The 13479-nt window shown below is 68.7% G+C and carries 11 protein-coding genes; 10 read left to right on the forward strand and 1 reads right to left on the reverse strand.

The window, feature by feature from the left end:
- The first annotated feature begins 58 nt into the window (after positions 1-58).
- The 4 genes from ACTWPT_RS02120 (at position 59) to ACTWPT_RS02135 (ending at position 5994) form a co-directional block, all read left to right on the forward strand.
- Positions 59-2788: a glycoside hydrolase family 38 N-terminal domain-containing protein gene (locus tag ACTWPT_RS02120; protein WP_443175483.1), complete on the forward strand. Its 2730-nt coding sequence runs from the start codon at positions 59-61 to the stop codon at positions 2786-2788.
- A gap of 118 nt (positions 2789-2906) precedes the next feature.
- Complete coding sequence (gene speB / locus ACTWPT_RS02125; protein WP_443175484.1) at positions 2907-3848, forward strand: agmatinase; 942 nt, start codon at positions 2907-2909, stop codon at positions 3846-3848.
- The gene (locus ACTWPT_RS02130) at positions 3845-5356 is read left to right on the forward strand and encodes a purine-cytosine permease family protein (protein ID WP_443175485.1); all 1512 of its coding nucleotides are present in this window, start codon (positions 3845-3847) and stop codon (positions 5354-5356) included. The genes speB and ACTWPT_RS02130 overlap by 4 nt, the downstream gene beginning before the upstream one ends.
- The gene (locus tag ACTWPT_RS02135; RefSeq protein WP_443175486.1) at positions 5353-5994 is read left to right on the forward strand and encodes a cyclase family protein; all 642 of its coding nucleotides are present in this window, start codon (positions 5353-5355) and stop codon (positions 5992-5994) included. Before ACTWPT_RS02130 ends, ACTWPT_RS02135 begins: the two co-directional genes overlap by 4 nt.
- Here ACTWPT_RS02135 and ACTWPT_RS02140 read toward each other — a convergent pair.
- A complete protein-coding gene (locus ACTWPT_RS02140; RefSeq protein WP_443175487.1) occupies positions 5991-6482 on the reverse strand; it encodes an Lrp/AsnC family transcriptional regulator in 492 nt (163 codons plus the stop codon). The two genes, ACTWPT_RS02135 and ACTWPT_RS02140, sit on opposite strands and share 4 nt — an antisense overlap.
- 202 nt (positions 6483-6684) lie before the next feature.
- On the opposite strand from ACTWPT_RS02140, the gene ACTWPT_RS02145 reads away from it, so the two are divergent.
- From ACTWPT_RS02145 to ACTWPT_RS02170, 6 genes are read left to right on the forward strand one after another with little or no spacing between them, the layout of a single operon-like run.
- Positions 6685-8118 (forward strand): gamma-aminobutyraldehyde dehydrogenase, encoded by a 1434-nt coding sequence (locus ACTWPT_RS02145; protein ID WP_443175488.1) that lies wholly within the window; start codon positions 6685-6687, stop codon positions 8116-8118.
- Positions 8119-8124: 6 nt separating this feature from the next.
- Complete coding sequence (locus tag ACTWPT_RS02150) at positions 8125-9186, forward strand: ABC transporter ATP-binding protein (protein WP_443175489.1); 1062 nt, start codon at positions 8125-8127, stop codon at positions 9184-9186.
- 9 nt (positions 9187-9195) lie between these two features.
- Positions 9196-10392, forward strand: coding sequence for a polyamine ABC transporter substrate-binding protein (locus ACTWPT_RS02155; RefSeq protein ID WP_443175490.1), 1197 nt, complete (start codon positions 9196-9198; stop codon positions 10390-10392).
- A gap of 3 nt (positions 10393-10395) precedes the next feature.
- Positions 10396-11247, forward strand: a complete 852-nt coding sequence (locus ACTWPT_RS02160; protein WP_443175491.1) for an ABC transporter permease — start codon at positions 10396-10398, stop codon at positions 11245-11247.
- Positions 11244-12026: an ABC transporter permease gene (locus ACTWPT_RS02165; RefSeq protein WP_443175492.1), complete on the forward strand. Its 783-nt coding sequence runs from the start codon at positions 11244-11246 to the stop codon at positions 12024-12026. The genes ACTWPT_RS02160 and ACTWPT_RS02165 overlap by 4 nt, the downstream gene beginning before the upstream one ends.
- 25 nt (positions 12027-12051) lie before the next feature.
- Complete coding sequence (locus tag ACTWPT_RS02170; RefSeq protein ID WP_443175493.1) at positions 12052-13446, forward strand: NAD(P)/FAD-dependent oxidoreductase; 1395 nt, start codon at positions 12052-12054, stop codon at positions 13444-13446.
- The last annotated feature ends 33 nt before the right edge of the window (positions 13447-13479 follow it).

Genomic DNA, 13479 nt, shown 5'->3' on the forward strand with positions numbered 1-13479 from the left:
GCGAGCGACCAATCAAACACAGTCACGTCGTGCTCATGCGACCGACGGAGGAGGGCGCATGAGCACGGAGATCGTCGTCGTACCGCACACGCACTGGGACCGGGAGTGGTACGAGCCGTTCCAGCGTTTCCGGCTGCGCCTGGTGGCGCTGCTTGACGAGGTGCTCGACACAATGGAGCGCGAGCCCGGCTACCACTTCACCCTCGACGGTCAGCTGGCCTGCGTGGACGACTACCTGGAGGTGCGGCCGGAGAACCGCGACCGCATCGCCGCGCTGGTCGAGTCGGGCCGGCTGGCGATCGGGCCGTGGCAGATCCTGCTGGACGAGTTCCTGTGCTCGGGCGAGAACATCGTCCGCAACCTCGAGCTGGGCATGGATCGGGCCGACAAGCTCGGCGGGGCGATGCCGGTCGGGTACCTGCCGGACATGTTCGGGCACACGGCGCAGATGCCGCAGATCTTGCGCAAGGCCGGGCTACTGCACGCCTGCGTGTACCGCGGCGTGCCGTCCTCCGTCACCACCGACGCCTTCGCCTGGGTCGCGCCCGACGGAACGGCGGTGCGGACCCAATACCTGCCGGCCGGCGGGTACGGCAACGGCGCCCACCTCTTCTACGACCCCGAAGGGCTGGCCGGGCGGGCGGCCGAGTTCGTCAAGACCATGCGTGAGTGGCACGGGCCCGAAGGGGCGCTGCTGGCCATGTACGGCACCGACCACTCCGCGCCCGTGCGCGGCCTGCCGCAGATGGTGGCGGCGATCGGCGCCCGCATGGACACCTTGTCCGGCTATATCGGGGCCCATTCGGGCGAAGTGGATGGGCTGCCGCGCGTGCAGGGCGAGCTGCGCTCCCACGCCCGGGCCAACATCCTCCCCGGCGTCATCTCCATCCGCCCCCACGTCAAGCAGGCCATGGGCCGCGCCGAGCGCATGGTCGAGCGTTACGCCGAGCCGCTGGCCGCGCTCTGGGGCGGTGAATGGCCTGGGCGCTTCCTCGACATGGCGTGGTGGCGCCTGGTGGACGCCAGCGGGCACGACTCGGTGACCGGGTGCGGCGTGGACGAGACCGCCCAGCAGGTGGCCGCCCGCATCGCCGAGGCCGAGCACCTCGGGCAGGCCGTACGCGACATGGTGACCGCCCGGCTGGCGGCGGCCGTGCCGTCGGACGGGGTGCTCGTGGTCAACCCCACGCCGGACGGACGCAGCGGCATCGTGATCGTGGACGTGGCCGGAACCGACCCGCTCGTGGACCCCTCAGGCGCGCCGGTGCCGGCACAGCCGCTCGAGTACGCACCCACGCTGCTGCTCGACGCGGAAATGGACCCCGCCACGGCGCTGACCTTCATCCACGGGACCGAGCTGTACGGGCAGCACATCACCGGCTGGGCGGTCGAGGGCGGCACGCTGACGTTCACGGTGGCGCGGGAGACCTCGGTCGTCTTCGACGTGGCCGACCTGCGCGCCGCGCTCGACGGCGTGACCCGCGTCCGCATCCTCGCCGAGCCCAGGCGTACGGTCGCGGCCATGGTGGAGGCGCCGCCGCTGGGCCACACCAGCCTCCGGACCCGGCCGCACGAGCAGGTGTTCAACCCACCGGTGCCGTCCGGCGGCCTGCCCAACATCCAGCACCACGCGTCGTGCTGGATGGGCTCCGACTCGGCGACCCTGCCGGTGCGCGGGGACGAAGAGGTGCTGGACAACGGGCTGCTGCGGGTCACGATCGACCGCGACGGCACGCTGACGCTGATCGGCCAGGACGGCACGACCGTGACGGGGGCGGGCCGCATCGTGGACGGCGGCGACGTCGGCGACACCTACAACTACGCGCCTCCGCCGGCCGACCTGATCGTGTCCGAGCCGTCGTCGGTCGAGGTGGAGATGCTCTGGTCGGGGCCGCTGGTGGCGGCGGTGGACGTGCGGCGCACGTACGCGTGGCCGGCCGCGGGCGACGCCCTCGACGGCGCTCCCGAGGCTCCGGCCGGCTCGCGGACGTCCCGTACCGAGGAGATCCTCGTCACCACCCGGGTCGAGCTTCGGGCCGGCGAGCCGTTCGTCCGTATGCACCTCGCCTTCGACAACCGCTGCGACGACCACCGGGTCCGCCTGCACATCCCGCTGCCCACCGCGGCCATGGAGTCGCATGCCGAAGGCCAGTTCGCCGTCGTCACCCGTGGCCTGACCGCTGAGGGCGGCTGCGGCGAGACGCCCCTGCCCACCTTCCCCGCCTCGTCATGGGTGGCGGCCGGCGGGGTGGCGGCGCTGCTGGAGCACGTGACGGAGTACGAGCTGGTGGACGGGGAACTGGCGCTGACCTTGTTGCGCTCGGTCGGCTACCTGTCCCGCAACCGCAACGCCCTCCGCCCGGAACCGGCCGGCCCGCAACTGCCGACTCCGGCCGCGCAGTCGCGAGGCGTCCGGTCGGTGAGCCTGGCGCTCATGCCGTGTGCCTCCTGGCAGGAGGTCCCCGCCGCCGCGGAGGCGTTCCGGCACGATCTGCTGGTGGTCCCGGGCCTGGGAGACCGTTCCCTGGACCTGCCCGCACCCGCTGCGGGACTGTCTGTGACAGGGGAGGGGGTCGTGATGACCTCGCTCAGGATGCGTGAGGAGTGGCGGGAACTGCGCGTGGTGGCTCTCACCCCGAGCGACACGGAGGTCGTCATTTCCGGCGACCTCCTGCAGGCTCGGCATGCCGATCTGCGTGGGCGTCCGGGTGAGTCCTTGCGCGTGACCGAGGGCGTGGTGCGGCTGCCTCTGGGGGCGTGGGAAATCGCGACCATCCAATGTCGTTAGGTTCCCGTCCACGGCGTACCGTTTCGCCGTCGGCTTGTGGCCGGCCACAACACACACCGTCATACTTCATGTGACCTCCAATTGCCCCAGGTCAGAGGCATGACGAACACTGGCCGACATGAACATTGGCCCCGTCGACTCCTCACGGGTCCCGCGATTCGCGGGGCCCGCCACCTTCGCCCGCCTGCCACGCCTCGACCAAGTGGAGCGGGCCGACGTCGCTGTCGTGGGGGTGCCCTTCGACGCCGGCGTTTCGTACCGGCCGGGTGCGAGGTTCGGGCCGGCCGCGGTCCGGGAGGCGTCCCGGCTGCTGCGGCCCTACCACCCAGCGCTTGACGTCTCGCCGTTCGAGCGGGTGCAGGTGGTCGACGCCGGGGACGTCGCGGCCAATCCGTTCGACATCCCCGCCGCCATCGAGGCGATCGAGGGGGCGGCCGAGAGCATCGACGCGAAGCTCGTCACCATCGGCGGCGATCATACGATCGCGCTGCCGCTGCTGCGGGCCGCCGCCAGGAAGCACGGGCCGGTCGCGTTGTTGCACTTCGACGCGCATCTCGACACGTGGGACACCTACTTCGGAGCCGAGTACACGCACGGGACGCCGTTCCGGCGGGCCGTGGAGGAAGGGCTGCTCGACACCGAGGCCGTCAGTCACGTCGGGATCCGGGGGCCGTTGTACGGCAAGAAGGATCTGGAGGACGATCGGCGGCTCGGGTTCGGCATTCTGACCGCGGCCGACGTGCTGCGGCGAGGGCTGGACGAGGTGATCGACGTGTTGCGGCAGCGGATCGGCGGCCGGCCGCTGTACGTGTCCGTCGACATCGACGTCCTCGACCCCGCGCATGCCCCCGGCACGGGGACTCCTGAGGCGGGCGGGCTCACCAGTCGTGAACTGCTGGAGATCCTGCGCGGACTGGCCGGGTGCGATCTCGTCGGGGCCGACGTGGTGGAGGTGGCCCCGGCCTACGACCATGCGGAGATCACCGCGATCGCCGCATCCCACGTAGCGTACGACCTCGTCAGCTTGCTGGCGCTGCAGATGCAGGAGAAGCAGACATGAGCGGCATCACCGAAATCGAGACCTACGGGGTCGAGCGCATCCCCGACGCCGACCGCACCGCGAGCCCGTTCGACCTGTTCAGGGTGGCGTTCGGCGGTGCGAACACCTTCGCCACCTGCGTGCTCGGGGCCTTCCCCATCCTGTTCGGCCTGTCGTTCTGGCAGGGGCTGGCGGCCACCGTGCTCGGGCTGGTGGTGGGGGCGTTGATCCTGGCGCCGCTGGCGTTGTTCGGGCCGCTCAACGGCACCAACAACGCCGTCTCGTCGTCGGCTCACCTCGGCGTGCACGGGCGGGTCGTCGGCTCCTTCCTGTCGCTGCTCACCGCGATCGCGTTCTTCTCGATCTCGGTGTGGTCGTCGGGGGACGCGTTGGTGGGCGGCGCCCACCGGTTGATCGGGCTGCCCGACACCGGCCTGTCGTACGGCGTCGCGTACGGGATCTTCGCGGTCCTCGTGCTCATCGTCTGCGTGTACGGGTTCCGCTTCATGCTGTTCGTCAACAAGATCGCGGTCGCGGCGGCGTCGTTGCTGTTCGTGCTGGGGGTGTTCGCCTTCGCCGGCGATTTCGACCCGTCCTACCCGGGCACGCTCCCGGTGGGCGACCCGCTGTTCTGGCCGTCGTTCATCGGTGCGGCGCTGATCGTGTTGTCGAATCCGGTGTCGTTCGGCGCGTTTCTCGGTGACTGGTCCCGTTACATCCCGGCGAGCACGCCGCGCTCGCGGGTGATGGCCGCCGCGTTCCTGTCGCAGATCGCCACCATCCTGCCGTTCTTCTTCGGCCTGGCCACCGCCTCGATCATCGCGACCAAGGCCGCCGAGTACGTGGACCCGGCCGCGCCCAACTACGTCGGCGGGCTGCTGGCCGTCTCGCCGGGCTGGTACTTCGTGCCGGTCTGCCTGATCGCGCTCATCGGCGGCATGTCCACGGGCACGACCTCGCTCTACGGCACCGGACTCGACTTCTCCAGCGTCTTCACCCGGTTCTCCCGCGTGCAGGCGACCGTGTTCATCGGCACACTGTCGATCGTGTTCATCTTCATCGGGCGGTTCGCCGCGAACCTCACCCAGAGCATCTCGACGTTCGCGACGCTGATCATCACGTGCACGGCGCCGTGGATGGTGATCATGATGTTGGGTTACGTGACCCGCCGCGGGTGGTACGACCCGGAGGCCCTCCAGGTCTTCAACCGGCGTCAGCGCGGCGGCCGCTACTGGTTCACACACGGCTGGAACTGGCGAGGGGTTGGCGCCTGGCTGGTGTCGGCGGGGCTGGCGCTGATGTTCGTCAACCTGCCGGGGCAGTTCGTGGGACCACTCGGCGACCTGGCCGGCGGCATCGACATCTCGTTGCCGCTCGGCCTCGCCGCGGCCGGGCTGCTCTACCTGGCGCTGCTGGCCGCCTTCCCCGAGCCGCGCGAGGTCTACGGGCCCGAGGGGCCGCGGCTGGTCCGCGCGGCCGACACCCCGGTGCTGCCCATCGTCGACGCGGCGGCCGAGGCGGTCACATGATGGAGCTCGTCGACCTGTCGGTGCCGATCGAGACCGGGATGCCGGTCTACCCGGGCGATCCCGAGGCCTCGATCGGCCCGGCGCTCACCGTGGCGCGGGACGGTGTGAACGTGCTGGGGCTGCACCTCGGCTCCCAGTCGGGCACCCACGTGGACGCGCCGTTCCACATCGACGACTCGCTGCCGACGCTGGACGAGCTGCCGCTGTCCCGCTTCTGCGGGCCTGCCTTCGTGGTGGACGCCACGGGTCTGGCGCCGCGCTCGCCGATCGGGGCGGCGCCGTTCCAGGACGTGCCGGCGCGGATCGTGCTCGTCGCCACCGGATGGTCGGCGCACTGGGGGACAGAGGCCTATCAGGGGCATCCGTTCCTCACCGAGGAGGCGGCGGCGCTGCTCGTCGAGCGCGGGGTCAGGACCGTCGGGATCGACGCGCTGAGCGTGGATCCCACGCCGGCCGAGGACTTCCCCGCGCACCGGGTGTTGTGCGGCGCGCACGCCGTCATCGCCGAGAACCTGACCGGCCTGGAGCGGCTCCTGGACGCGCAGGAGCGCGGCAGGCCGATCGAGGTCTTCATGTTGCCGATCCGGCTGCCGGGAGCCGACGGGGCGCCCGTCCGCGCGGTCGCGAGGGTCGGTTAGCGGGTGCCCCACGAGTACGTCTGCTTACGCAGCTTCAAGTACACGAACGACTCCGTGGCCCGCACGGAGGGGATGGCGCGGATCTTGCTGAGGATCTCCAGCAGGTGCCCGTCGCCCTCGCATACCACCTCGACGATGACGTCGAACGAGCCGGCCGTGAGGACCACGTAGTCGATCTCCTCGATGGCCGCCAGCTCGTCCGCGACCGACTCCAGGTCACCTTCGCAGTTGACCCCGATCATCGCCTGCCGGGGGAAGCCGAGCGTGAGGGGGTCGGTGACCGCGACGATCTGCATGACGCCGGCGTCCTGGAGACGCTGCACGCGCTGGCGCACCGCGGCCTCGGACAAGCCCACCGCCTTGCCGATGGCCGCGTACGGCATGCGCCCGTCGCCCTGGAGTTGCTCGATGATCTGTTTCGACAGATCATCGAGCACGACGGGAGCAGCGTTGGAGTTGCTGCGGCGTACGCGGGGCGGCGTCGTCATCGAGAGGAATCCTCCTAGCGGTCCGGCGTTACGGGGGCGTCCACGCTGGATTGCCGTCCTGGTGCGACATGTTGTCAGTTCTGGGCAGTCTGTCAAGCGAATTCGTAGCAATTTGATATCTTCACCACGAAATCCCTTGTCCGGATGCTTTCACTCTGTAAGAGTCGCGGCATCTCAGCCCACCTCACGAGGAGGTCAGACCTTGACCACCCGTCTGCAGAACTACATCAATGGTGAGTTCGTGGACGCGAAGAGCGGCCGATTCTCCGACATCATCGACCCGTGCACGGGCGAGGGCTATGTACAGGCCCCCGTCTCCGGGCCCGAGGACGTCGACGCCGCCTTCGCAGCCGCAGCCGCCGCGTTCGACTCGTGGGGCAGGACCACCCCGGGAGAGCGGGCCAACCTGCTGCTCAAGGTCGCCGACGCGATCGACGCGCGCGCCGACGAGATCAACGAGGCCGAATGCCGTAACACCGGCAAGCCGCGCGCCCGCATGGCCGAGGACGAGACGCCGGTCGCGTCCGACCACTTCCGTTTCTTCGCGGGTGCGGCCCGCACGCTCGAAGGCCCCACGGCCGGCGAGTTCCTCGCCGAGCACACCAGCGTCATCAGGCACGAGCCGATCGGCGTGATCGGCCAGGTCACGCCGTGGAACTACCCGATGATGATGGCGGTGTGGAAGATCGCCCCCGCGCTCGCGGCCGGCAACACGGTCGTGCTCAAGCCGTCCGACACCACCCCGGCCTCGACGCTCAAGCTGGCCGAGATCCTCGGCGAGGTGCTGCCCGCGGGTGTCTTCAACGTCGTCACCGGCGACCGCGAGACCGGAGCGCTCGTGGTGAGCCACCCGACGGCCTCCATGGTCGCGATCACCGGCTCGGTCGGCGCCGGCATGTCGGTGGCCAAGAGCGCCGCCGACGACCTCAAGCGGGTGCACCTGGAGCTCGGCGGCAAGGCGCCGGTCGTGGTCTTCGAGGACGTCAAGGACCTGGGCAAGGCCGCCTCCGACATCGCCACCGCCGGCCTCTACAACGCCGGCCAGGACTGTACCGCCGCCTGTCGGGTGCTGGTGCACGAGAGCGTGCACGACGAGTTCGTGGCCGCGCTGACCGAGGCCGCGGCCGGCACCGTGACCGGCGACCTGGACAACGAGGACGCCCTGTACGGGCCGCTCAACAACGAGAACCAGCTGGTCAAGGTGCAGGGCTTCATCGACCGGGTCCCCGCCCACGCCAAGGTACTCACCGGCGGCCAGCGGGTCGGCGACAAGGGCTACTTCTTCGCCCCGACGATCGTGGACGGGCTCAAGCAGGACGACGAGATGGTGCAGAACGAGGTCTTCGGGCCCGTGATCACCGTGCAGACGTTCACCGACGAGGCCGACGCCCTCGCCAAGGCCAACGACGTCAAGTACGGCCTGAGCGGTTCGGTCTGGACCTCCGACCACGGTCGCGCGATGCGCATGTCGAACCGGCTCGACTTCGGCGTGGTCTGGGTCAACACCCACATCCCGTTCGTGTCGGAGATGCCGCACGGCGGCTTCAAGCACTCCGGCTACGGCAAGGACCTGTCCGTCTTCGGCCTGCACGACTACACCAGGGTCAAGCACGTCATGCACTACATCGGTGAATAGCACACGATGACCAGTGCCATCGAGCTAGAGGACGTCGTCAAGGAATACCTCTCGCACGGAGAGGTGGTTCAGGCCGTCAAGGGCGTCTCGCTGGACATCGCCGAGGGGGAGTTCTTCTCCCTCCTCGGCCCGTCCGGCTGCGGCAAGACCACGACCATGCGAATGATCGCCGGCTTCGAGGCCCCGACGAAGGGCCTGGTGAAGCTGCACGGCCAGGACGTCACGAACGTCCCGCCGAACAAGCGAGACATCAACATGGTCTTCCAGTCCTACGCGCTCTTCCCGCACATGAGCGTCTGGGACAACGTGGCGTTCGGGCTCAAGCAGCGCAAGACCCCGCAGGAGGAGATCAAGCGGCGGGTCGGCGAGATGCTGGAGATCGTCGATCTGACCGGCAGGGAGAAGCGCCGGCCGCGCGAGATGTCCGGCGGCCAGCAGCAACGTGTCGCGCTGGCCAGGGCGCTGGTCAACCGGCCGCGGGCGCTGCTGCTCGACGAGCCGCTCGGGGCGCTCGACCTCAAACTGCGCCAGGCCATGCAGATCGAGCTCAAGCGCATCCAGCGCGAGGTCGGCATCACGTTCGTGTACGTCACGCACGACCAGAACGAGGCGCTCACCATGAGCGACCGCATCGCCGTCATGAACGACGGCCTGGTCGAGCAGCTCGCCGGGCCGCGGGAGATCTACGAGCGGCCCGCGACCTCGTTCGTGGCGGGCTTCATCGGCACCTCCAACCTGCTCGCCGGCGCCGCCACCGGCGGCGAGCTGAAGATCGCCGGAGGCCGGGTGCTGGTGCCCGGTCGCGAGGGCGACGTGTCGGTGACCGTACGCCCGGAGAAGATCACCATCGGCACCGAGGAGCCCGCGAACGGCCTGAGCTCCGTCCGCGGCACCGTGGCCGAGGTCGTCTACCTGGGCACCTACAACAGCTACGCGGTGAGTCTCGCTGACGGGGCCGAGATCACCGTGTTCCAGCAGAACGCGCATGACGCCACGGCCACGGCGGAGCGGGGCGACTCCGTGTGGTTGTCCTGGCAGGCGCAGCACTCGTACGTGATTGGAAGTTGATAGCACCTCATGAACCCCCGTCTCCGCACCCGTCGTGACGCCTTCAGGATCGCCGGCTTCTCCGCCGCCGGGCTCGCCCTCGCCGCCTGTGGCGTGCAGGGGCAGAAGGCCGCACCGCCCAAGGCCGACGCCGTCCAGGACTTCTGGTCCAAGCAGACCAAGCACGGCAAGGTCGTCTTCGCCAACTGGCCCGAGTACATGCCCGAGGACCAGGGCCCGCTGAAGAAGTTCCAGCAGGCCACCGGCATCTCGTACGAGTACAAAGAGGTCATCCAGGAGAACGCCGAGTTCTTCGGCAAGTCCGAGCCCGTGCTGCGCGCCGGGCAGTCGCTGGGCTATGACATCGTCGTCATGACCAACGGCATCCAGCTCCAGAACATGCTCCAGCTGGGCTACGTGCTGCCGCTCGACCACTCCAAGCTGCCGAACTTCGCGGCCAACGCCGGGCAGAAGTACAAGGAACGTTCCTACGACCCGGGCAACAAGTACACGATCCCGTACACGTCCGGCGTGACCGGGATCGCGTACAACACCGAGCACGTCAAGGAAGACATCACCAGCATTCAGTCGTTGTTCGATCCCAAGTACAAGGGGCGGGTCGGCATGATGGCCGACGCCCAGGAGATCGGGAACTTCGGGATGTTCGCGCTGGGCATCGACCCGGAGAAGTCGACCGAGGCGGACTGGCGCAAGGCCGGGGACAAGCTCAAGGAGCAGCGCGACGCCGGAATTGTCCGGAAATATTACGACCAGAGCTATATCGATGCCGTGTCCAAGGGCGACGTCTGGCTGACCATGGCCTGGTCGGGCGACGTCTTCCAGCGCCAGCTCGCCGGTGAGCCCGTCAAGTTCGTGGTGCCCGAGGAGGGCGGCACGATCTGGACCGACAACATGCTCATCCCCAAGGGCGCCGCCAACCCGGTGGACGCGCTCATGCTCATGGATTACCTCTACCAGCCGGCCGTGGCCGCCGAGCTGGACGAGTTCATCCAGTACGTCACCCCGGTCCCGGCGGTGCAGGACCTGCTCAGGGAGAAGGCCACGACGGCCAAGGGCGAGGACAAGAAGGCGCTGGAGGACATGGTCGACAGCCCGCTCATGTTCCCGAGCGAGGCCGACTACGCCAAGCTGCGCGGTTACACGCCGCTGACCAACCAGACGCAGCAGGTCTTCAACCCGATCTTCCAGTCCATCACGCAGGCGTAGCGGATGCGGCGGCTCACCCCCTACCTGCTGGCGTTGCCGAGCTGGATGTGGCTGGCGATCTTCCTGGTCGTGCCCATGGTGGCGATGGCGTCGGTGTCGTTGCAGACCGGCAACGCCATCGACGGCTTCGCCATGACGTTCAGCTTCTCCAACTACGGCGACGCCATCGGCAGGTACAGCACCCAGCTGGTCCGCTCGCTGTTCTACGGCGGGATGGCGACGGCGGCCATGCTGGTCATCGGGTATCCGGTGGCGTACTGGATCGCGTTCAAGGGCGGCCGGCGCAAGTCGATCTACCTGTTCCTGATCCTGCTGCCGTTCTTCGTGTCGTTCGTGCTGCGGACGATCTCGTGGAACTTCCTTCTGGCCGACAACGGCATCCTGTTCGGCACGCTGAAGGGCTGGGGGTTGCTGCCCGACGACTTCCACGTACTGGCCACGACGTTGGCGGTGGTGGGCGGACTGACGTACAACTTCCTGCCGTTCATGATCCTGCCGATCTACGTGTCGCTCGAACGCGTGGACCCGCGGGTGGTGGAGGCGGCACAGGATCTGTATGCGACCCGCGTGGGGGCGTTCCGGCGGGTGGTGCTGCCGCTGTCGCTGCCCGGGGTCTTCGCTGGGGTGTTGATGACGTTCGTGCCCGCCACGGCCGACCCGATCAACGCGGCCATTCTCGGCGGCACCGGCAACACGATGATCGGCAATATCATCCAGACCGAATACCTGACCAACCTGAACTACCCGACCGCTTCGGCGCTGTCGTTCACGTTGATGGCGGTGCTGCTCGTGGGCATCTTCATCTACGCCAGAGCGCTCGGCACCGAGAACGTCCTCGAGGCGGCGGCCCGATGAGGACCAAGCTCGGGGACAAGCTTCTCCACGCCTACACGTGGCTGGTCATCGTCTGGCTGTCGTCGCCGATCGCCGTGATGATCCTGTTCGGGTTCAACGACAAGAAGAGCAAGTCCAACACCACGTGGCAGGGCTTCACGCTGCGCTGGTACGCCGAGCTCTTCGACATCTCCGACCTGACCGTGGCCCTGCGGAACTCGCTGGTCATCGCCGCCGTCAGCACGATCATCACGGTGGTGATCGGCACCATGCTCGGGCTGGCCCTGGGCCGGCACCGCTTCCGCGGCAAGGGGGTGACGAACTTCCTGGTCTTCGCCGCGATCTCCACGCCCGAGCTGGTCATGGGGGCGTCGCTGCTGTCGCTCTTCGTGTCGGGGAACGTGCCGCGAGACGCGAACACGATCATCATCTCGCACGTGTTGTTCTCGCTGTCGTTCGTGGTGGTGACCGTGCGGGCGCGGATCGTCACGCTCGACCCGTCGCTGGAGGAGGCCGCAAGGGACCTCGGGGCCACGGCATGGGGGACGTTCCGGCAGGTGACACTGCCGTCGATCATGCCGGGTGTGCTGGCGGGGGCCATGTTGTCGTTCGCGTTGTCCATCGACGACTACGTGGTCACCAGCTTCGTCAACGGCTCGACGATCACGTTCCCGTTGTGGATCGTCGGCGCCGTGAAGACGGGAATCCCGCCGCAGGTGAACGTCATGGGTACGCTGATCTTCGGCATCGGGGTGCTGATCGCGATCGGCAACGCGGTCGCGGCGAGGCGCCGTACCTAACATTTTCTGTAGGGATGTGGGATTTGTGGATCCGCTGAAGGCGCTTGCTGACGCGGAGCGCAAGCCGTACTGGCTGGAGAGCCCGGCCAGACCCGAGCCGCAGCCGCGGCTCGACCAGAACACCAGCGCCGACCTGGTCGTCGTCGGCGGAGGCTTCTCGGGGCTGTGGACCGCCCTGATGGCCAAGGAACGCGACCCCTCGCTGGACGTGGTCCTGCTCGAAGGGCGCAGGATCGGCTGGGCGGCCACCGGCCGCAACGGCGGGTTCTGCATGGCGACCCTCACCCACGGCCTGGCCAACGGGCTGGAGCGGTGGCCGGACGAGATCGACCGGCTGGAACGCATGGGCGTGGACAACCTCGACGAGATCGAGCGCACGCTGGAGCGCTACGGCGTCGACTGCTCCTTCGAGCGCACCGGCGAGCTGCACGTGGCCACCGAGCCGTGGCAACTCGACGGGCTCAACGAGCACCTCGACCTGATCTCCGAGCTGGGGCTCGACTACGTGCCGCTCGACCAGGACCAGGTGCGGGCCGAGATCGACTCGCCGACCTACCTGGGCGGGCTCTGGGAGCGCAGCGGCTGCGCCATGCTCGACCCGGCGCGGCTGGCGTGGGGGCTGCGGGCGGCGTGCCTGCGGCTCGGCGTCCGCGTACACGAGCGCAGCCCGGTCCGCTCCCTGCACGACGACGGCACGAGGATCACGCTGCGCACCCCGCACGGCGCGGTCACCGCGCCGAAGGTCGCACTGGGCACCGGCGTGTTCCCGCCGCTGCTGCGACGGCTCAAGCACTTCGTGGTCCCCGTGTACGACTACGCGCTCATGACCGAGCCGCTGACCGACGCGCAGCTCGCCCAGGTGGGCTGGCGGAACCGGCAGGGCGTCGGCGACTCGGCCAACCGGTTCCACTACTACCGGCTCACCGACGACAACCGCGTCCTGTGGGGCGGCTACGACGCCGTTTACTACAACGGCGGCCTGGTCAAGCCGGAGTACGACCAGCGCGACGAGACGTTCGTCACGCTCGCGCGGCACTTCTACGACACGTTTCCACAGCTCGCCGAGGTGCGCTTCACCCACCGATGGGGCGGCGTGATCGACACCTGCAGCCGGTTCAGCGCCTTCTACGGCCAAGCGCATGGCGGTCGGCTGGTCTACGCCGTCGGCTACACCGGCATGGGCGTCGGGGCCACGCGGTTCGGCGCGAACGTCATGCTCGACCTGCTGGCGGGTGAGCGTACCGAGCGGACGGAACTGCGGATGGTCAAGGAGAAGCCGATCCCCTTCCCGCCCGAGCCGGTGCGGTCGGGGGTCATCCAGTTCACCCGATGGTCGATCGCCCAGGCCGACCAGCACCAGGGCAAGCGCAACCTGTGGCTGCGCGCGCTCGACCGGATGGGGCTGGGATTCGACTCGTGACCTGAGGGCAGGATGCTGCCGACCCCCGATGAG

It is taken from the genome of Nonomuraea sp. 3N208 (assembly GCF_052245935.1).
GTDB lineage: Bacteria > Actinomycetota > Actinomycetes > Streptosporangiales > Streptosporangiaceae > Nonomuraea.

Bases quoted from the DNA above. Each gene is read 5' to 3' on its own strand.
- ACTWPT_RS02160 (WP_443175491.1), top strand. From the start codon at position 10,396: ATGCGGCGGCTCACCCCCTACCTGCTGGCGTTGCCGAGCTGGATGTGG.
- ACTWPT_RS02135 (WP_443175486.1), top strand. From the start codon at position 5,353: ATGATGGAGCTCGTCGACCTGTCGGTGCCGATCGAGACCGGGATGCCG.
- ACTWPT_RS02120 (WP_443175483.1), top strand. From the start codon at position 59: ATGAGCACGGAGATCGTCGTCGTACCGCACACGCACTGGGACCGGGAG.
- ACTWPT_RS02140 (WP_443175487.1), bottom strand. From the start codon at position 6,482: ATGACGACGCCGCCCCGCGTACGCCGCAGCAACTCCAACGCTGCTCCC.
- speB (WP_443175484.1), top strand. From the start codon at position 2,907: ATGAACATTGGCCCCGTCGACTCCTCACGGGTCCCGCGATTCGCGGGG.
- ACTWPT_RS02150 (WP_443175489.1), top strand. From the start codon at position 8,125: ATGACCAGTGCCATCGAGCTAGAGGACGTCGTCAAGGAATACCTCTCG.
- ACTWPT_RS02130 (WP_443175485.1), top strand. From the start codon at position 3,845: ATGAGCGGCATCACCGAAATCGAGACCTACGGGGTCGAGCGCATCCCC.
- ACTWPT_RS02155 (WP_443175490.1), top strand. From the start codon at position 9,196: ATGAACCCCCGTCTCCGCACCCGTCGTGACGCCTTCAGGATCGCCGGC.
- ACTWPT_RS02165 (WP_443175492.1), top strand. From the start codon at position 11,244: ATGAGGACCAAGCTCGGGGACAAGCTTCTCCACGCCTACACGTGGCTG.